Genomic DNA, 19,409 nt, shown 5'->3' with positions numbered 1-19,409 from the left:
GTGCTCAGCTGAAGTCCGGCCCATGTCGAAGGAAAAGGCCTGGCCCACCCGGCACGCCGGCCGGTGCCGTTCAGCACCCTGGATTGCAGGCTTTGATCTTCAGCGTGTAGTCGGCCTTGGCCTTGGGCTTGTCCACCTTGCCGGCGAAGACGCCCTCGGCCAGCATCTTGTCGCCGACCGTGCTGAGCTTGAGTTTCAGCGATTCGCCGTCCGCCGCGTTCACAAGGAAGGGCCGTACCTTCTGGAAGCTGAGCGGATACCAAGTCACTTGTGGGCCAAGGCCGCCGACCATCGGCGCGACGATCAAGACGGCAACGCGGTGCACCGCATCGATGTCGACCTTGGCTGGGCCGAGCAGCATGGTGATCGAATCCTTCTCGAGCACGCCTTCGACCGGGATCAGGAAGCTGTTGGGCAGCGCCAGGCCCGCGGCGGAGCCCTCGACATATGCCGACATCGGCACCGAGCCCTGGCTCGCGATGCTCGATGCCATGCCGCCGGCTTCGATGGGCGGGAAGTTGACCTTGCGCTGGATGGCGCCCGCCATCAACCCAGGGAACATCACGGTCAGCGCGTCCTCCTGCGTGTCGAAGCCGTGCGCGTAGCCCTCGATGCGGCCGTTCAGGCGGATCGACGCGTTGCCCATGGCGCTCTTTGGGTAGTAGAGGACGACGCGGCCGCTGAGCTTGTAGTTGTAGGTCCAGTACAGCCTGGGGCTGCCACCCGTTTTGGGCGACGCGAAGTACAAGCGGGCGTTCATGATGGCTTCCAGCGGCCCCGTGAATTGCTCGCAGTAGGCGCCGAACAGCGTGTCGCTGACCAAGGCGCCAAGGTCTGTCAGGATGCTCGCGGCATTGCCGGCCAGCTTGCTGGCCTCGCCCATCTCGGGCAGCTTCTTCACGGCCTGCCCTTTGAGGAACGCCGTCGCAGCCGAGTCGCCCTGGCGCTTGCCACTGTTGACCGCCGCGTCGGACAGGATGTCCTTGGCCAGGCCGATGCCGGTGTCCAGCAGCTTCTTCTTGACGTTGAGCAACGCGGAGATGGCCTTGAACACCTCGGTCACGAAGGCCAACTGATGGCAACCGACGTCGGCATGCGACATGGTGGCCGTGAGCGTGCGCACGCGCTCGGTCTCGCGTGATGTGTCGGCCACGGCGGCGGTCAGCCCTTCGAGCCGCGGCCGCAAGCTTTCCTGCAATGCCGCATTCGATGCAATGGCGCCGATGAGGCCGCGAATGGGCGCGCCGCCGTTGTGGGCGCGCAGTGTGCCGAGCGCCTGCTTGGCGTCGGCGATCTTCTTTCTGGCTTTGTCCTTGGCCGGCGAGTTGGGCTGAGCCTCCACCTGAGCTTCGGCAGCCGCAACGCCTTCTTCGGCCCCGGCAACCGCCTCTTTCAGCGCCGATTCCGCTTCGGCGCCAACGCCGTTGGCATCGACCGCGCGAAAAGTGGCATTGGCCCTTCCGCGCCCGTCTGGGGCCACTGCGGTCACCGTGTAGAGCCCGGCCTGGGCGGGCGGGGCCGGCGTGAGGCGGTACGCACCCTTGGCGTCCGGCGCTGCGCGTTGCGTGCCGGCGTCCACGCCCTTGTCGGAGCGCAGCGTGACCGTCACCGGTTTCTGGCCGGCCGGCAAGGTCTCGCCGGCCAGCGTGAGCGCCGTCTTGCTGCCGGTCATCACGATGGAAGGCGTCACGCGCAATGTGATCGGGAAGGGGTCCGATTCCTTGGCCGGTACGGGGTCGGGCGCTGCAGTGGCGGCCGCGGCCGATACCGCCTGAATGAGCGCCAGGGCGCTGGCAAGCACCCATGGCAGGGCGGCGCTGCAGGTGCGTTGTTCGGAGGCCGCCAGCGGCAAGGCGTGCAGGACCTTCATGCGCGCCTCAGTGCGACACGGCGGTTGCGCGCCCGTCCTTCAGGCGTGGCGTTGGTCGCCTTGGGCTGGCTGGCGCCACGGCCATCGGTGCGCAGCCGCTCTGCTGCAATGCCATGCCGCGCGACCAGGGCGGCGCGCACTGCGTCCGCGCGGCGCTTGGAGAGGCCGAGGTTGGCGTCGCTGCCACCAACGCTGTCGGTGTGGCCATCGACCTGCAGCGTCCAGTCTTTGTGCTGCTTCATCGCGACTGCGATCTCCTGGAGCGCGCGTTCAGACTCGGGGCGGATCTGGTCGCTCCCGAATGCGAAAAAGATGCCGTAGACCTCCGCCACCTCGTTGCGTTTGAGCCGGTTCTCCAAGGTGTCCGGGCTGGCCAACGGCAGCGGGAAATCGATCCGCAAGGTGGCTGACGCCAGGCCCGCTCTGCGCGAGCGCAGGATCAGCAGATTGTCTTCGTCGTCAAGGATGTGCATCTCGAAGTCGCTACCGCCCTCGGCGTCCGAAAGCCGGCCGATGACGTGGATGGTGGGCAGTGCGACCGGGCGGCCGTTGACCAGCACCGACACGGGCACCGAGCCCGGTTCGACGCGGCGCAGCGTGCCGCTGAGCCGGCGCATGCCTGTTGGATTGGCGGCAAGCAAGTTTTGCAACGGTGACAGGTCCGGCTCCTTGGGCAAACCCGGCAGCCGTGCTGGTCCGGGTCGGCTGTTGCCGGCGGCGGCTGCGGGCGACTCGCGCGGAACGATCACCTTGACCGCTGCCGCTCCGGTGTCACGCAGCTCGTGCAGGACGTCGGCGGACAGCTCGGGTGTCGTTCCATCGAAGACCTCAGGGTCGCCCTCCTGGAACCAAGCCCGCATGGCGCGGGCATGACGACGATCCTCGGTCGGCACCGCGCGCAGGATGCGAAGCATCTTGGTGCCGTGCCCGGACGCGGCGGGCACTTCGGCCGAGAACTCCAGGCGGTACCCATGATCGTCCACGGACAGCACCGTTGCGATCGCTTCGTAGTCGCCACGCGTCTCGATGATGGCGTGCACCGTGGACAGCCCTGCGACGAATGGGATGCGCGGCACCGTTTCCGCCGCGCCAGCGTTTTGCAGTGCAAACGGGCCACCCAAGGTGACGACGACCGCGATGGCGATCGCGATTGCGAGTCGCATCGTCACAGCCTCGGCAGCGCGGCGGCATGGATGCGACGGGCCCGGCCGGCGACATCTGGCGCACCGGGCGTGAAGCGGATCATCATCAGGTGACCACGTGTGCTGACGAACACCTGGAAAGTCGTCACCTTCCATGCCAAGTCGCCCAGCCCTTCGAATTCACTGGTACCGCCCTTGGAGATGCCACCTGCCAGGCCCATGAGGGCGTCGAGCTGTTTGGGGTCACCCTGTTCCCAGTCGACTTCAAGACTGGCGGAAGGCCCGTTCTCATTGACAGGCGAGTACTCGCACTCGGTGGCGCCTGGCGGCCGTTCGTTGCTGCCGGCTGCAGCCGTCACCGGGCCGTCGAGGATGGCGGACATCTCTGCGGCAGTGACCAGATCGCAAGCCTTGGCACGCGCCTTCGCAGTCGCTTTGGCTGGGGTAGACGGCGGGGCCGGTGCGGCGTCCTGCCTGGAGCACGCGGCGAACAGCAGCACGGCCAAACTGAAGGCGGGCAGGCGCAGGGACCGGATTGATGCTTTTTGCGGGCGCGGACAGCCAGATTCGAGAGCGGCCTGGGCCTTGCCAAGGCGGCAAGGTCGAACGGAGAGCGGTGCGGTCATCGTGGTGGTTCCTGGAGGTGGGCATGCTGTCGCATGCCGGCTCCGGGTAAAACGAGGCCGCGCGCCGGATCCGGACATCCCCTGCGCCTTTCCTGTCGATGGCCGGACGGCACCTGGGCTTCTTCCCGAAGCGGCATTGGCCGCCCTTGGTGGATCGATGGTCAGTGACCACTGTCGCCGACATGGCGCAGGAGGGGCCCGCGACGCCGTTCAGCGGTGGATTCAGGCGTACTGCCGCGTCCCAGCATGCGGCGAGCGGTGCATGCGACTCGGGAACAGCAAGCAATCCATGACCCAGCACTACAGCGTGGCGCAGATCGTCAAAATCCACGCGGCGCTGGAACCGCAGTCTGGCCATGCTGAAGAGGGAACGGAACAACGAGAGGGTCTGGGAGGGGCGACTCCCCCAAAAGTCCCCCAGGAAAGAAAAACGCCTCAGAGGCATGACCTCTGAGGCGTTGATCTGAACCGAAGTTCTGGTGCGGCTGGCAGGATTCGAACCCACGACCCCTTGGTTCGTAGCCAAGTACTCTATCCAACTGAGCTACAGCCGCTTGCTGTTCGCTGAAGCTAGCAGTATATGCCAGATTGAACTTGCCACGCAAGTGTTCGGCCGGAAAATTTGGGCGCCTCGAAGCGTACTGCCGCGACGCTGGTCGGTGCGGAGGCAGCGCCCACGAACCCTCACTGCGCCGTGACCTTGGCGGTGCGCACCACGCGGCCCCACTTCACGATGTCCGAGTCGATCAGCTTGGCGAACTGCTCGGGCGTGCTCTGCAAGGGCTCTACGCCCAGCCTGGCGAACTGATCGCGCACATCGCTGCCCTGGGTGATGGCCGCGAGTTCGCGGTTGAGCCGCTGCACCAGCTCAGGCGGCGTGGCGGCTGGCACCACGATGCCGAACCAGGACTCGGCCAGCAAGTCGGGCAGGCCAGCCTCAACAGCCGACGGCACGTCCGGCGTCACCGCAGAGCGCTGAGCACTGGTGACCACCAGCCCGCGCAGCTTGCCCGCGCGGATCTGCGGCGCCAGGATGGCCACCGTGTCGGACGCCACCTGCACCTGGTTGCCCAGCAAGGCCGTGACGGCCTGCACGCTGCCGGCAAACGGCACATGCAGCATGTCCACGCCGGCCTGCGCCTTCAGCAACTCCCCCGTCAGGTGGCAGGTCGTGCCATTGCCGCAAGACGTGAAGGCCAATCCGCCGGGGTTGCGCTTGGCGTCGGCGATCAGCTGCGGCAACGTGCGGATCGGCGAGTCTGCGTTGACGGCGATGATGAAGGCGGTCGAGGCGACCAGGCCCACAGGCGCAAAGCTCTTCACCGGGTCGTACGGCAGCTTGGCGTGCAGTGCCGGGTTGATGGCGAGCTGGCCATTGGTCGCCAGGGACAGCGTGTAGCCATCCGGCGCGGCCTGGGCCACAGCCTGCGCCGCGACGATGGTGCCGGCGCCCGGCCGGTTTTCCACCACCACCGCCTGCCCCAGGCGCTCGCCCAGCTTGGCGGCCACCGCACGGGCGATCACGTCGGCCGCGCCACCCGGCGGAAACGGCACGATCAGGCGCAACGGCCGGGTCGGCCACGCGTCCGGCTGCGCCGCGGCAGGTTGCATGCAGAAGGCCAGCAGCGCCAGCGCGCTGGCAAGGGCCAGCCGGGCCGCCTGCCGGAGTGCCAGGCCACGCGGCATGCGCGGCCCCGGCACGGAAACAGCACGGGAAGGAAACAGGGAAACAGCACTCACGCAACAACTCCGGCCGCAGACGAAAGCTGCGGAATCCGGGCCACGTTACGGGGCGTGACCGCGCAGGTGAACTGATTTTTATCGCCTACATCATGCGACCTGCGCATGATGTAGGTCGGATAAGTTGCGCGACAGCGATGCGGCCGGTTTACCGCCCGCCGCCCAGCAGTGCCAGCACCTTGCCGGTCACCAGCTCGCAGACGCGGCGCTCCGAGTCGGTGGTCAGCCCGGCGATGTGCGGTGTGAGCAGCAGGTTTGGCGGCGGCTCGGCGAAGGCGGAGCCGGCGGGCAGCGGTTCGGTGTCGAACACGTCCAGCGCCGCGCCGTGCAGCCGGCCGGCGCGCAGTGCGTCCAGCAGCGCGATGGTGTCCACCACGCCACCGCGCGCGGTATTGATCAGTACTGCGCCGGGCTTCATGCGGGCCAGTTGCTCGGCGCCGAGCAGGCCACAGGTTTCGGGTGTCAAGGGCAGGTGCAGGCTCAGCACGTCGCTTTGCGCCAGCATCTCGTCCAGCGACAGCAGCGGCACACCGGCCAACTCGGGCAGGCGCTCGTCCGGCGCGCCGGTGGCCGAGGCGATCACCCGCATGCCAATGCCTTGGGCCAGGCTCGCGGTGAGCTGGCCGATGGAGCCGAAGCCGATGATGCCGATCACCGCACCGGCCATCTCGCGGCCCTGGCTGGCCGGGCCGCGCGGCCAGCGGCCGGCTGCCACGTCCGCCGTGGCCGTGTAGCTGCCCAGGCGGCGCAGCATCATCGCGGTGGTCAGCACGTATTCGGCGACCGAGCGCGCATTCGCGCCGATCGCCGGGATGACCTCGATGCCACGCGCGCGGCAGGTCTCGAGGTCGATGTTGTCCAGCCCCACACCCAGGCGGCCGACCACGCGGCAGCGCGACAGCGCCGCCAGCAGCGGGCCGCGCACCTGGGTGCGATTGCGCACGATCAGCGCATCGGCCTCGGGCGCGGCGGCCAGCAGGTCGGCCGGGCGGTCGACCAGGCTGGGTTCGTAGCGGACCTCGTGCGCAGCTTGCAAGCGCGCCACCGAGTCGGCGTGCATCGCCTCGGGAATCAGGATCTTCATCGGCATCATGACAACGGGACAACCGCCCTGGACAAACGCCGAAGTATGGCCAGCCTGCCGATGCGCCTTCAGCACAAATCAGGCTATCGATCTGACGAATCCGAATGGTGAATTCTGGCGGCGCCCAGCCACGAAGAAAAACGGGCCAGTCGCTTGGCGCAACTGACCCGTTGGTCTTGAACCGAAGTTCTGGTGCGGCTGGCAGGATTCGAACCCACGACCCCTTGGTTCGTAGCCAAGTACTCTATCCAACTGAGCTACAGCCGCTGATAGTTCGGTAAATTATGACATATTCAGTCATCAATCCAGCGCAGCAGCGCGCTGGTCGCAGTTGCTGGCAACCAATTCGTCACCCTCCTGGCGTGCGATGCGGGCCAGCGTGCGCAGGCCGAGGCGGCGCACCGGCGTGCTGAGGCTTTCGGCGCTGGCGGTCTGCTCCAGCAGGCGGCGTGCCTTGCCCCACAGCTGGCGCTGCGCAAAGGCCATGCCGGCCGCAGCCACCACCGCCGGCTCGCGGCCATGCTGGGCCAGCACAGCCTCCACCGTTGGCAACCATTGGCTGCCCAGGCCGTCGGCACAGAACACCAGGGCCAGCGCCAATTGTTCGCGCGCCTCCACGTCCAGCTTGTGCGCCTGTTCCCAGGCCGGCATCAGCCAGGACTGGGCCAGCGTCAGGTGACCCAGCTTGGCGGCGCGCTGGGCGGCGCGCGCCACGACCCAGGCATCGCGCCGGTCGGCGTCATCCAGGCCTTGCCACACGCGTTTCAGCTGGCCCTCGTCGAAGGCCTGGTCCAGCGCCTCGAAGGCCAGCGAGCGCAGCAGCGACTGGGCCGCGACCGCCGAAAAGCCCTGGTGCTTGGCCAGCAGGCGCGCGGTCTGCAACGCTTCCAGCGGCTTGCGGCGCTGGCGCGCGGCCTGCAGCTTCAGGCGCAGGGCCTGGGTGCGGCGCGCCACGCCAGGCGGCAGCTCGCCCAGCAAGGCCATGCCGCGGCCCGCGTCGCGGTCGTCCAGCGCCCATTCGGCAGCCAGCAGCAGGATGCCTTCGGACGCGCTGCCCGAGCTGGCTCGGGCCTGCGCGGCGGTCACGCGCCCGTCCCGGCCCTTCTTGTCCTGCAGATGGTGCTGACCAGTGGCGGCCAGCAGGTGCGCGAGGATGGTGAACTCGCGGTCGTCCTTCAGCGAAGGCACGTCAACCTGCAGGTCCAGCGCACGCTGCGCGGCGCGGTGCGCGCGGGCGTAGCGCGCGGCAAACAGCTCGGACTGCGCCTCGCGCAGCGCGGACTGCGCTGCCCGCTCGCGCTTCAGCGCCCGCCACTCACGAGCCCGCAACGGCAGGCTGAGCAGCGACTGGATCGCCTGCAAGCTGCCGAACAGCACGAACACCGTCGCCGCCATGCCCAGCAGGAACAGGTTGAGCGACATGTCCAGCCGCCACTCGCCATAGAACAGCGAAACCAGCGCGTCATTGCGCCCCAAGGCGGCTGCCGCGACGACGGCAGCGACAAACAGCAATACCAGCCAGATCACCGAACGCATGCAGCTTCCGTTTCCGTTCGGCGATCAGCGGCCCGCAGCCGCAGCGGCAAGCGCGGCGAGCGTGTCGTCAGGCCGCGGCAGCACGACCTGCCGGCTCTGGCTGGCCACTTGGCGCACGAGCTCCTGCGCCGAGTTCACACGGCGCGAGCTGCTGTCGAAATAGCGGTCCAGCGACTGCTGGGCCTGGTTCAGGTCGGTCTGCGCCTGGTCGAACTGGCGCGACAGCAGTGCCAGCCTCGCATTCAGCAACCGCAGCTTCAGGTTCTCGCGCAGGAAAAAGGCCTGCTCGGGCGCGATCAACATCGCCTCGGGCTGCTTGATCTGCGTGACCCGCACCAGCCCGCGCACCTCACCCCAGATGTCCCCACCCACACGCACCCAGGCTTGCCACCAAGGCGCATTGCCCCAGGGCAGCGCGAAGCCAGCGGCGCTGGCGGACCCGGGCGCTGATCCAGCGGCAGCGGCCGAACCGCCTGCAGCAGGCGCGACCGGGTGCGTGGCCGAGCGGCGTTCCGGAGTTGACAGCAGCGGCAGCTCGTCGACCAGGCGCACCGCTTCGTCCAGGCGGATCGACAGCGAAGGCAGATCGACCAGCGCCACCGCGCGCACCCGGTCCAGGTCACGCGCCACCGCGCGCCGCACCCGTTCCAGCCGCGGCTGGTTGTAGCGCGCCAGGCGTTCGTCGGCCTGCTTCAAGACCGCGACGAGCGGCTCGGCGCTGCCGGTGATGGCGGCTTGCTGCTGGGCCACGCGCAGCGCGGCTTCCACGTCGGCTACCACGCTTTCGTCGCGCGAACGCGAGAGCGAAGAAATCAGCTCCTCGACCTGGCTGCGCTGCAGCGCGGACTCGGCCACGCGCGCCTCCAGCAGCGAGAGCTTGCTGGCGGTTTCCACCGCCGAGTCGTGCGCCTGCCTGGACAGCAGCTTGGCCTCGGTCACCTGCTCCTGGCTGGCCTGCTGGCGCTTGACGAGCTCGGGCTCCAGCGCCTTCAGGCGTTGCTGGGTGTTCCAGGCCAGGCCCAGGCCGACCGCAGCGGTGCCGCCGAGGATCAGCACCAGCCACGGCAACCAGCCGGGCGTGCGGGACAAGGGCACGGGCGCAGCAGCGGGCACCAGCGCCGGCAGCACGACGCCGGCCGCGTCGGACGCCTCGGAAGGGGGGGTGTCGGGCATGTTCACCATGTGAAGATCATTGTATAGACGCACCCTGCGCGCCCTGGGCCGGCGACGCAGCGGCGCCACAGCCAAGACCGCAGAAAGCCCGGCGGCATCCCACGACTGAAGGAACCATGCCGTTCACGCCAGCACCTGCGCGACCACCGCCCGCCAGCCCGGCCGCACCGGCAACACCGTGCCAAAGCCCAGCGCCAGCGCCCGCGCCTCGATGCGGGGATGCGAGGCCAAGGCGACGGCCTTGGCCCAATCCGCCTGCGGCAACAGGCGCGCCAGATGCTCGATGCCTTCGGAGCTGCTGAGCAACCAACGCGCGTGCGCCGGCTCGGCGAGTGCCTGATGCGCAACCGCCAGCTGGGCTGGGCTCCAGTCCGGCGCCAGCCTGGCATAGGACTGCACAAAGCCGACTTCGGCGCCAGCCTGCGCCAGGGTGGCGGCAAACCAGTCGCGCCCGCCATCGCCGCGCACCACCCAGACCGGCCGGCCCTGCCAGTCCTGCGCGCGGAGTTGTTCCCACAGTGCTTCCGAGTCGAACTGCGCTGCCGCCTCGTCTGGCGCAGTGATGGCGCCCGCCGGCACGCCCGCCGCCCGCAACGCGGCGACCGTGCCCGGCCCGGTGGCGGCTGCCTGCACACCGGCAGGCCAGCTCGCACCAGGCGGCAGGCAGGCGAAAAACTGCAATGCGGCGTTCGGGCTGACAAACATCAGCAAGGCGCCACCATGCAGCCCGGCAAACACTTCACGCACCCGCGCTGGCGCTGGTGCGCCGGCAATGCCCATCAAAGGCAGGGCCTCGGCCTGGACCTGATGGCCGCGCAACTGCGCCACCCATTCCGAAGCCTGAGGCTCAGGCCGGGTGACCAGCACCCGGCAGACGGCGCGGCCCGGTTGGCTCACGCCGGCATCGCCAGGTAGGCCTCGCCACCGGCATCCCGCAGCAACTGCGCCGCCTGCTGGCCCAACGCCTCGGCCGCGGCCACGTCGGGCACGGCACCGTCCACCGCGGCCTTCAGCAAAGGCTTCAGCGGGTCCACCGCATGGCCCAGCGCCACGCTCATCGTCAGCTGCCCGCCGCTGACCACCGCATGCGCCGCAAGCGGTACGCTGCAGCTGCCACCCAGCGCCCGCGACACCGCCCGCTCGGCATGCGCTGCCAGCCAGGTAGGCCCGTGGCCCAGCTGCGCCACTGCGCCGACCAGCGCGTCCGCGCTTTCGCGCAGCTCCAGCCCCAGCGCGCCCTGGCCGGCGCACGGGATCATCTGTTCGACGCTGAAGACCGAACGGATGCGCTCGCCCAGGCCCAGGCGCTTCAGCCCGGCCGCGGCGAGCACGATGGCGTCATAACCGCCGTCGTCCAGCTTGCGCAGCCGGGTGTCCAGGTTGCCACGCAGCGGTTCGATGCGCAGGTCCGGCCGCAAGGCCAGGAGCTGCACCACGCGGCGCAGGCTGGAGGTGCCAACACAAGCGCCCTGCGGCAAGGCCTGCAGGTCGGCAAAGTGATTCGACACAAACGCATCACGCGGGTCCTCGCGCTCCAGCACGGCCGCCAGCACAAAGCCTTCGGGCAGCTCCATCGGCAGGTCTTTCAGCGAATGCACCGCCAAGTGCGCCTCGCCGCGTACCATGGCCAGCTCCAGCTCCTTGACGAACAAGCCCTTGCCACCGACCTTGGACAGGCTGCGGTCCAGGATCTGGTCGCCGCGCGTGGTCATGCCCAGCAGGCTGGCCGGCAGGCCCAGCTCGGTGGCCAGGCGCTCGCGCACATGTTCGGCCTGCCACAGCGCCAACCGGCTTTCGCGGGTGGCGATGACCACCGGCGACGGCATGGGCGCCGACACGGGCGGAAAGACGGGCTCGGCAGGCGTTTGATTCATGCCGAAATTATCGCGCCCCGGCCGGCAGCTGATACGATTACCGATTGGTAATTTGGTTACACCATCCGGAGACTTTTGATGCCGCGTGCTGCCGCCCCCGCCAAAACCCCTTCCGCGCGCACGCCGCGCACCGCATCTTCCAAGGTGGCAAAGCCATCTGCCAGTGATGCCACCGAGAAGAACAAGCCTTTGGTGGAGGACATTCGGTTACTTGGCCGAATCCTTGGGGATGTGATCCGCGAGCAGGAAGGCCGGCCGGCCTTCGACCTCATCGAACGCGTGCGCCAGCTCTCGGTGGCCTACCGCATCAAGAAAGACGCCAGCGCCGGCCGCGTGCTGGACCGGTTGCTGAAAAACCTCTCGGCCGACCAGACGGTCAGCGTGATCCGCGCCTTCAGCTACTTCTCGCACCTGGCCAACATTGCCGAAGACCGCCATCACGTGCGCCGGCGCATGCACCACGAGGCGGCAGGCACCCACCAGGAAGGTTCGCTGGCCCACTGCTTCGAGAAGCTGGCCCGGGCCGACCACCGCGCCGCCGACATCGCCGGCACGCTGGCCAAGGCCTACATCTCGCCGGTGCTGACGGCCCATCCGACCGAAGTGCAGCGCAAGAGCATCCTGGACGCCGAGCGTGCCATTGCCGAGCTCATCAGCCAGCGCGACGAACTGCGCGCCGACAGCGAGCGCCGGCTCAACGAGGCGCTGTTGACCGCCCGCGTGACCCAGCTGTGGCAGACCCGCATGCTGCGCTACGCCAAGCTGACGGTGGCCGACGAGATCGAGAACGCGCTGTCCTACTACCACGCCACCTTCCTGCGCCAGATCCCGCGCATGTATGCCGAGGTCGAGGAAGCACTGCCCGGCCATGAAGTGGCAGCGTTCTTCCGCATGGGCAACTGGATTGGCGGCGACCGCGACGGCAACCCGAACGTCAGCGCCGAAACGCTGCGCCTGGCCTTGTCGCGCCAGTCCGAGACCGCGCTGCGCCACTACCTGACCGAAGTGCACACGCTGGGCGCCGAGCTGTCGATCTCGCAGATGCTGGCACCGGTCTCGGTCGAGATGATCGCGTTGGCCGACAGTTCGCCCGACAAGAGCCCGCACCGCGAAGACGAGCCCTACCGCCGCGCGCTGACCGGCATCTACGCCCGGCTGGCCGCCACGCTGCACGAACTGACCGGCACCGAGGCGCTGCGCCATGCCGTGGCGCCACAGAGCCCCTACCTCGCCCCGGAAGAATTCCTGGCCGACCTGCGGGTGATCGAGCGTTCGCTGCGCTCCCACCATGCCGGCGCGCTGATCGGCCCACGCCTGGCGCCGCTGATGCGTGCGGTGCAGGTCTTCGGCTTCCACTTGGCCACGGTGGACCTGCGCCAGAGCTCGGACCAGCACGAAGCCGTGATCGGCGAGCTGCTGCGCGTGGCGCGCATCGAACCCGACTACAGCGCACTGGACGAAACCGCCCGCCGCGAACTGCTGCTGCGCCTGCTGAACGAGGCCCGCAGCCTGCGCGTGCGCGGCGTCGAGTACAGCGAGTGGGCGCAGCGGGAACTGGCCATCTTCGAGGCCGCGGTCGAAGGCCGGCGCCGCTACGGCAAGCTGGCCATCCGCCACTACATCATCTCGCACACCGAAGACGTGTCCGACCTGCTGGAAGTGCTGCTGCTGCAGAAGGAATGCGGCCTGATGCGTGGGCTGCTCAGCGAAGAAGCGCAGGCCGACCTGATCGTGTCGCCGCTGTTCGAGACGATTGGTGACCTGCGCAATGCCGGCACCATCATGCAGCAGTTCTACGCGCTGCCCGGCATTGCCGCGCTGGTGGCCCGCGGCGGCGGCGAGCAGGACGTGATGCTGGGCTATTCGGACAGCAACAAGGACGGCGGCTTTTTCACCAGCAACTGGGAGCTCTATCGCGCCGAGATTGCGCTGGTGGAGATGTTCGCGCCGCTGGAGGAACAGCACGGCATCCGCCTGCGGCTGTTCCACGGCCGCGGCGGCACCGTGGGCCGGGGCGGTGGCCCGAGCTACCAGGCCATCCTGGCCCAGCCGCCCGGCACGGTGGGCGGGCAGATCCGGCTGACCGAACAAGGCGAGGTCATCAACTCCAAGTACGCCAACCCCGAGATCGGCCGGCGCAACCTGGAAACGCTGGTCGCCGCGACACTGGAAGCCACACTGCTGCACCCGACCAAGGCCGCGCCCAAGGCCTTCCTGGAAGCCGCAGAGCAACTCAGCCAGGGCAGCATGGCGGCCTACCGCGCGCTGGTCTACGAGACGCCGGGCTTCACCGACTATTTCTTCTCCGCCACGCCCATCCGCGAGATTGCCGAGCTGAACATCGGCTCACGCCCGGCCTCCCGCAAGGCCTCCCGCGCCATCGAGGACCTGCGCGCCATTCCCTGGGGCTTCTCGTGGGGCCAGTGCCGCGTGGCGCTGCCGGGCTGGTGCGGCTTCGGTTCGGCCGTCGAGCAATTCCTCGGCGAGGACAAGAAGCAGCGCGCCACCCGGCTCGAATTGTTGCAGCGCATGCACCGCCAATGGCCGTTCTTCCGCACGCTGCTGTCCAACCTGGACATGGTGCTGGCCAAGAGCGATCTGCGCATTGCCTCGCGCTATGTCGAACTGGTCGAAGACAAGCGGCTGGGCAAGCGCATCTTCGCGGCCATCCGCGCCGAGTGGGACCTGACCTGCCAGGCGCTGGCCACCATCACCGGTGACGAGCAGCCGCTGCAGTCCAACCCCAGCCTGGCCCGTTCGATCGAACACCGCTTCCCGTACCTGGACCCGCTGAACCACCTGCAGGTGGAGCTGATGCGCCGCTACCGCAAGCGGCGCGAAGGCGATCCGGCGAATGAGCGCCTGCAACGCGGCATCCACATCTCGATCAACGGCGTCGCCGCTGGCCTGCGCAACACGGGTTGAGTGAGACCTCCCGCCGAGCGGGTTGCGCAGGCCGCTTGGGGCGGCCCGGCGCAGGCCCGCGTCAGCGGCGCGCCTCCTGCTTCAGGAAGCGTGAGATCGTGGCGAGCTCGCCATCGCGCGCGACCTCGCTGAGGTAGGCGCTCATGCGCAGCGCGGCGGCGCATGAGCGATCCTGCGAGGTGCTGCCCTGGTTGGCGACGGTCGGCCATTCCTGCGTGGCAATGCGCGAGAGTGCATCGGTGTAGGCCTGGCGGCGGGCGGCAAGCGCCTGAACACGTTCGGGGGATTGGCCGGCCCGTTCGCCCAGGCGCATGCCCATGCCCAGGTCCAGCATCGAGCGGCCATGCTGGGACAGCAATTCGCCGAAGTGGCCGCAGGTGTCGCGCCGCGCGGGGTCGGCCATGGCCTCGGCCGAGCACCAGCGGCCCAGCGCCTGGTAACCACCGTAGACGTGCGTGGTGCTCACCCCCATCGCCGCCACTTCGACCTGCAGCCTCACCTGGCCTTGCACCGTCGGCGGCAAGGCCTGCATCACTTGCTGCGAAACCCAGCTGAGGTCACCGTCGTGCCGGCTGGCCTGGGCCGCGCGCAGCATCGCCTGGTCCTGCGCTGCAGGATCGTTGGCCAGGTCCTGGGCCAGCGCCAGCCAGGGCGCAGCGTTGTCCGGGTCCAGCTCGGCCCAGCGGGCATTGCTCAGCGCGGCGCAGCGGCCGGTGGCGGCTCGCCCGCCGCTGCAGGCCTGCAGCGCCAGCGCATAGACGGCCGGCGACTGTGTCATCTGCGCCTGGTCAACCAGCGCCTCCAGGTCCACCGCCGCGGTGCGCCGCTGCTGGTCCACCTCGCGCTGCCGCTTTTCGCCTTCGGCCATGCAGGCGGCTTCGGCGGCGGGGTTGGGGGCGCTGTTGCGGTTGGCGGGGCTGCCGGACAGGCAGGCGTCCAGGTCGGGCGGCGGCAGCGTGAAATCGCTGGCCGCCAGCATCAGGCCGACCGCGCGCGCGAGTTCGTCGGGCGAGTTGCGCAGCCTGTTCACCAGCTCACGCTGGGCCAGCAGCGCGGCGTCCTGTGCAGCCTGCTGCAAACGGGCGTTCGACGGGCGGCGGCCGTTGACCTCCGGCAGCGGGCCAATGCCGCAATTGGCCGCCATCGCATTGCCGGCCTCGGCTTCGCTGGCCGGCTGGGAAGCGGGCACCGCCTCGGCCGAGGCCGGCGAGGCCTGGGGCGCTGCGGCAGAAGACTCGGCGGCCGCCGCGCCCCGGCCCACGACCCGCACCTGCGGCGCGGCCGGTGTCCAGGCTCGCCAGGCCAGCAGCAGCAGCGCGGCCAGCGCCACGCCGATGACCGCAATGGCCAGTGGCCGCGGGACGCGGGTCGAGCTCACGCCCTCACAGCCCTTCGCCGACCAGCGCTTCGCGCACGCCAGCCAGTTGCCGGCGCGAGACCGCCAGCCATTCGTCATGCGGCGCCAGCCGCACTGCCCAAGCCTCGCCACCACCGTCTTCCTGTTCGTCGCCATGCAGCACGCGGCGCTCCAGCGCCCGCACCGCCGTCTTGGCGACCACGGCATTGCGGTGGATGCGCACCACCCGTGCGCCCAGGCGCTGCTCCAGGTCGGCCAGCGCATCGTCCAGCACGTACTGATGCTCGCGGGTGCGCAGCGTCACGTACTTCATCTCGGCCCTCAGGTAGACCACGTCCCCCACCGGAATGCGCAGCACCCTCCCCCGGTCGCTGACGACCAGCACCGGCTCGTCCACCGCCGGCTTCGCCACCGCCGACGAGCCCACGCGTGCGCGGCCCAGTCGCTGTGCGATGCGACCCAGGGCCTCCTGCAGGCGCGCGCGGCGCACCGGCTTGGTCAGGTAGTCCACCGCCTCGATCTCGAAGGCCTGCAGCGCGTGCTCGGCATGCGCTGTGACAAACACCACCACCGGCGAAGCCTGCGGCGACTGGCCCGGTGCCGGCGAGCGCAACCGCCGCGCCAGTTCCAGCCCGTCAATGCCCGGCATGTGGATGTCCAGCAGCACCGCGTCGGCCGGCAGGCGCGCCAGCAGGTGCAGCGCCTCGGAGGCACTGCCCGCTTCGCCGACGACCTCGGCCGAAGGCGCCGCGCAATCGGCCAGCAGGCTGCGCAGCCGCATGCGTGCCAAGGGCTCGTCATCGACGATCAGCAGGCGCAGGCGTTCGTTGTCGGTGTCCATGGTCCAAGTCCTAAACCGGCACGCCGACGCTGACGCGCCAGCGGCCATCTTCGATGATGCCGCTGCGGAAGTCGGCGTCCAGGTCGTGCATCAGCCGCAGCCGCTCGCGCACGCTGGCCAGGCCAATGCCGTGGCCACGCTTTGACGGCCCCAGCGGCACCGAGTTGGTGACCGAGATCAGCACCCGGTCGCGCCGGCGGCGGGTGACGATCTCGATGCGGCCGCCTCGGTCACTGGGCTCCACGCCGTGGCGCACCGCATTTTCGATCAGCGGCTGCAGCAGCAGCGGTGGCAGCCGGGTTTCGTCCGCAGCCGGGTCCAGCCGCCAGTCCACCCGCAACCTGGCGCCAAAGCGCAGCTGTTCGATGTCCAGGTAGCGCCGGCTCAGTTCGACTTCAGCGGCCAACGTGGTGGCCTCGTCCAGCCCGCCCAAAGCGGCGCGGAACAGCTCGGCCAGGTCTTCCAGCACTTCCTCGGCGCGCTTCGGGTCGACCTGCACCAGCGCAATCGCGGTGTTCAGCGTGTTGAAGAGGAAGTGCGGGCGGATGCGGGTCTGCAGGTCGGCCAGCCGGGCCGCCGCGGCGGCCGGCAGCCGCGCGCGCTGGCGCCAGCGTTCGGACTGCTGCAGCAGCGCCGCCAGCAGCGCGCCGGCCAGCGCCGGGGCCAGCCACGGCCAGTCGTCGTTGGCGCCGGGGTTGCTCATCAGGCCGATGCGGCTGAACGGCACCCAGGCGGCCAGCGTGGTCAGCGCGCCCACCGTGGCGACCGCGGCTGTCTGCAGCGCCGGCGCCAGTTTCACCAGCAGCGGCCGGCCCAGGCAGACCAGCAGCAGCCAGGCCAGCGTGGCCGGCACCGCCACCGTCGCCGCCTCGCTCATCATCGCCAGCCAGCTGACCAGGTTGCGCGCCGCAAACAGCAGCCCCACGCCCAGCACGCCGTGCACGCCCACCAGCGCGCGCAGCAGCATGCCGCTGCCGCAACCGGGCAAGGCAGCAGCGCGCACCGCGTCGGGCGCGGTGACGACCTCACGCAGGTCGTCGAACAGGGTGCTGGTGCCGGTTTCAGAGCGTTTTGCCACGGCGGTCATTCTCGGCCAAGTCGCCCCCGGGGCCATGCCCGCTCGTCCGCGCCAGGGCACCGCCTAAAATGCCCGGCTTCCCTCCCCACTCCGCTGCAGCGGCGCCCTTTTGGCCGCGGCGGCCTGCTGCCCGATGAGCTCCAACCAACTCGACAAGAAATCCCAGGCCTGGTCCGCGCTCTTTTCCGAGCCGATGAGCGAGCTGGTGAAGCGCTACACCTCCAGCGTCTTCTTCGACAAGCGCCTGTGGGCGGCCGACATCGAAGGCAGCCTGGCGCATGCCGGCATGCTGGCCGCGCAAGGCATCATCGGCGCGCAGGACCTGGCCGACATCCAGCGCGGCATGGCGCAGATCAAGGGCGAGATCGAAGCCGGCCAGTTCGAGTGGAAGCTGGAACTCGAAGACGTGCACCTGAACATCGAGGCCCGCCTGACCCAGCTGGTGGGCGACGCCGGCAAGCGTCTGCACACCGGCCGCAGCCGCAACGACCAGGTCGCCACCGACGTGCGCCTCTGGCTGCGCAGCGAGATCGACCAGATCGCCGAGCTGCTGGCCGACATGCAGCGCGCGCTGGTCAGCGTGGCGGCGGACCACACCGAAACCGTGATGCCCGGCTTCACCCACATGCAGGTGGCCCAGCCGGTGAGCTTTGCGCACCACCTGCTGGCCTACGTGGAAATGTTCGCCCGCGACGCCGAGCGCCTGGCCGACCTGAGGAAGCGCGTGAACCGCCTGCCGCTGGGCGCGGCTGCATTGGCCGGCACCAGCTACCCGCTGGACCGCGAGGCGGTGGCAAAGTCGCTGGGCTTCGACGGCGTCTGCCAGAACAGCCTGGACGCCGTGAGCGACCGCGACTTCGCGATCGAGTTCAGCAGCTTCGCCGCGCTGGTGATGATCCATGTCTCGCGCATGGCCGAGGAGATCGTGCTGTGGATGAGCCAGAACTTCGGCTTCATCGACCTGTCGGACCGGTATTGCACCGGCTCGTCCATCATGCCGCAGAAGCGCAACCCGGACGTGGCCGAGCTGGCGCGCGGCAAGAGCGGCCGCGTGGTGGGCCACCTGATGGGCCTGATCACCTTGATGAAAGGCCAGCCGCTGACCTACAACAAGGACAACCAGGAAGACAAGGAACCGCTGTTCGACACCGTGGACACGGTGAAGGACACGCTGCGCATCATGGCCGAGATGGTGGGCGGCGAAGTGGCTGCCGACGGCTCACGCAGCGGCGGCCTGAAGGTCAAGGCCGACGCGATGGAACGCGCCGCGCTGCGCGGCTATGCGACCGCGACCGACCTGGCCGACTACCTGGTGAAGAAGGGCTTGCCTTTCCGCGATGCACACGAGGTCGTGGCGCATGCGGTGAAGCAAGGCCTGAAGCAGGGTGTGGACCTGGCCGAGCTGCCACTGGCCACGCTGCAAGGCTTCGATGCCCGCATCACCGACGACGTGTTCGCGGTGCTGACGCTGCGCGGCTCGCTGAACGCCCGCAATGTGCTGGGCGGCACCGCACCGGTGCAGGCGCTGGCGCAGATTGCGCGTCACCAGGCCCGCCTGGGTCGGTGACAAGAAGGGAGAGTGGCCCTGGCTCCGCCGAACCTGGCCACTCATTCCCAGATGCTCAAGGCTTGGTCACGGTGAAGTAGAAACCGGACTTGGCCGACAGCGTGCCCGCCATGGGCACGACATCGCCGTTTTCGTTCAGCCCGTAGCAGTCGACCGAGAAGCGGCCGGCGACGATCTCGCCGTTGTAGTCGGTCGATGACGGCAGCTCGAACTGGTACTTGTGCGAGCCGATCTTGGTCAACTGCGAACCTTCGACCGAGATGTACTGGCTCACCGAGCCGGACACCGGCACGACCATGTCCACATGGAAGACCTTCAGGTCGTGCTGGGCCTCGGGCTTGAAGGTGATTTCCACCCGCGTGCCGAGGATCTGCTGGCCCGTCAGCGGGATGAACTTGCCCTTCTTGTTGGTGTAGCCCATCTGGCCGTAGTCCAGGGCCTTGTCCACGTACGGATGATAGAAGACTTCCACGGTGTCGGCCGCCAGGGCCGAGCCAGCGGCCCAGAAGCCCATGGCAGCCGCCAGCGCGGCCTTTTTCCAGAAAGAGAGAGACATGCGAATGACTTTCGAAAAGAGGAACAGGAAAGAAACGAAA

15 protein-coding genes and 2 tRNA genes are annotated in these 19,409 nt (G+C 68.9%); 2 read left to right on the top strand and 15 right to left on the bottom strand.

What is annotated here, in order from left to right; all coding sequences use genetic code 11:
- Positions 1-70 precede the first annotated feature (70 nt).
- The 11 genes from ACAH41_RS05980 to hemC all read right to left on the bottom strand — a co-directional run bounded on the left by ACAH41_RS05980 (position 71) and on the right by hemC (position 10,997).
- A complete protein-coding gene (locus ACAH41_RS05980) occupies positions 71-1,870 on the bottom strand; it encodes a hypothetical protein (RefSeq protein WP_325648676.1) in 1,800 nt (599 codons plus the stop codon).
- Positions 1,867-3,033, bottom strand: coding sequence for an OmpA family protein (locus ACAH41_RS05975; protein ID WP_325648677.1), 1,167 nt, complete (start codon positions 3,031-3,033; stop codon positions 1,867-1,869). The genes ACAH41_RS05980 and ACAH41_RS05975 overlap by 4 nt, the downstream gene beginning before the upstream one ends.
- Before the next feature lie 2 nt (positions 3,034-3,035).
- Positions 3,036-3,638, bottom strand: a complete 603-nt coding sequence (locus ACAH41_RS05970) for a hypothetical protein (RefSeq protein WP_325648678.1) — start codon at positions 3,636-3,638, stop codon at positions 3,036-3,038.
- A 477-nt stretch (positions 3,639-4,115) separates the two neighbouring features.
- A tRNA-Arg gene (locus ACAH41_RS05965) sits at positions 4,116-4,192 on the bottom strand.
- Positions 4,193-4,322: 130 nt separating this feature from the next.
- The gene (locus ACAH41_RS05960) at positions 4,323-5,378 is read right to left on the bottom strand and encodes a tripartite tricarboxylate transporter substrate binding protein (protein WP_325648680.1); all 1,056 of its coding nucleotides are present in this window, start codon (positions 5,376-5,378) and stop codon (positions 4,323-4,325) included.
- A 148-nt stretch (positions 5,379-5,526) separates the two neighbouring features.
- Positions 5,527-6,462: an NAD(P)-dependent oxidoreductase gene (locus ACAH41_RS05955; protein ID WP_325648682.1), complete on the bottom strand. Its 936-nt coding sequence runs from the start codon at positions 6,460-6,462 to the stop codon at positions 5,527-5,529.
- Between the two features lie 190 nt (positions 6,463-6,652).
- Positions 6,653-6,729: transfer RNA gene (locus ACAH41_RS05950), tRNA-Arg, on the bottom strand.
- 33 nt (positions 6,730-6,762) lie between these two features.
- A complete protein-coding gene (locus ACAH41_RS05945; RefSeq protein ID WP_325648683.1) occupies positions 6,763-7,998 on the bottom strand; it encodes a heme biosynthesis HemY N-terminal domain-containing protein in 1,236 nt (411 codons plus the stop codon).
- 24 nt (positions 7,999-8,022) lie between these two features.
- Positions 8,023-9,171 (bottom strand): uroporphyrinogen-III C-methyltransferase, encoded by a 1,149-nt coding sequence (locus tag ACAH41_RS05940; protein ID WP_325648684.1) that lies wholly within the window; start codon positions 9,169-9,171, stop codon positions 8,023-8,025.
- Between the two features lie 123 nt (positions 9,172-9,294).
- The gene (locus tag ACAH41_RS05935; RefSeq protein WP_325648685.1) at positions 9,295-10,068 is read right to left on the bottom strand and encodes a uroporphyrinogen-III synthase; all 774 of its coding nucleotides are present in this window, start codon (positions 10,066-10,068) and stop codon (positions 9,295-9,297) included.
- A complete protein-coding gene (gene hemC, locus ACAH41_RS05930; protein ID WP_325648749.1) occupies positions 10,065-10,997 on the bottom strand; it encodes a hydroxymethylbilane synthase in 933 nt (310 codons plus the stop codon). Before hemC ends, ACAH41_RS05935 begins: the two co-directional genes overlap by 4 nt.
- 126 nt (positions 10,998-11,123) lie before the next feature.
- Between hemC and ppc the strand changes: the two genes are divergently transcribed.
- On the top strand, positions 11,124-13,970 hold the full coding sequence (gene ppc, locus ACAH41_RS05925) for a phosphoenolpyruvate carboxylase (protein ID WP_325648686.1): 2,847 nt from the start codon (positions 11,124-11,126) through the stop codon (positions 13,968-13,970).
- A gap of 61 nt (positions 13,971-14,031) precedes the next feature.
- Here ppc and ACAH41_RS05920 read toward each other — a convergent pair whose 3' ends face one another.
- The 3 genes from ACAH41_RS05920 to ACAH41_RS05910 are packed head-to-tail and all read right to left on the bottom strand — an operon-like array spanning position 14,032 to position 17,255.
- The gene (locus tag ACAH41_RS05920; protein WP_325648687.1) at positions 14,032-15,348 is read right to left on the bottom strand and encodes a hypothetical protein; all 1,317 of its coding nucleotides are present in this window, start codon (positions 15,346-15,348) and stop codon (positions 14,032-14,034) included.
- A 4-nt stretch (positions 15,349-15,352) separates the two neighbouring features.
- On the bottom strand, positions 15,353-16,168 hold the full coding sequence (locus ACAH41_RS05915) for a LytTR family DNA-binding domain-containing protein (protein WP_325648688.1): 816 nt from the start codon (positions 16,166-16,168) through the stop codon (positions 15,353-15,355).
- 10 nt (positions 16,169-16,178) lie between these two features.
- The gene (locus ACAH41_RS05910) at positions 16,179-17,255 is read right to left on the bottom strand and encodes a sensor histidine kinase (RefSeq protein WP_370538216.1); all 1,077 of its coding nucleotides are present in this window, start codon (positions 17,253-17,255) and stop codon (positions 16,179-16,181) included.
- Between the two features lie 124 nt (positions 17,256-17,379).
- On the opposite strand from ACAH41_RS05910, the gene argH reads away from it, so the two are divergent.
- Positions 17,380-18,813, top strand: a complete 1,434-nt coding sequence (argH, locus tag ACAH41_RS05905) for an argininosuccinate lyase (protein ID WP_325648690.1) — start codon at positions 17,380-17,382, stop codon at positions 18,811-18,813.
- 55 nt (positions 18,814-18,868) lie between these two features.
- On the opposite strand, the gene ACAH41_RS05900 is transcribed toward argH, so the two are convergent.
- Positions 18,869-19,369, bottom strand: coding sequence for a hypothetical protein (locus ACAH41_RS05900; RefSeq protein WP_325648691.1), 501 nt, complete (start codon positions 19,367-19,369; stop codon positions 18,869-18,871).
- Positions 19,370-19,409: the final 40 nt, after the last annotated feature.

It is taken from the genome of Ideonella sp., from assembly GCF_041287625.1.
Lineage (GTDB): Bacteria > Pseudomonadota > Gammaproteobacteria > Burkholderiales > Burkholderiaceae_C > Ideonella.
This window is presented reverse-complemented; position numbering and strand designations above follow the sequence as displayed.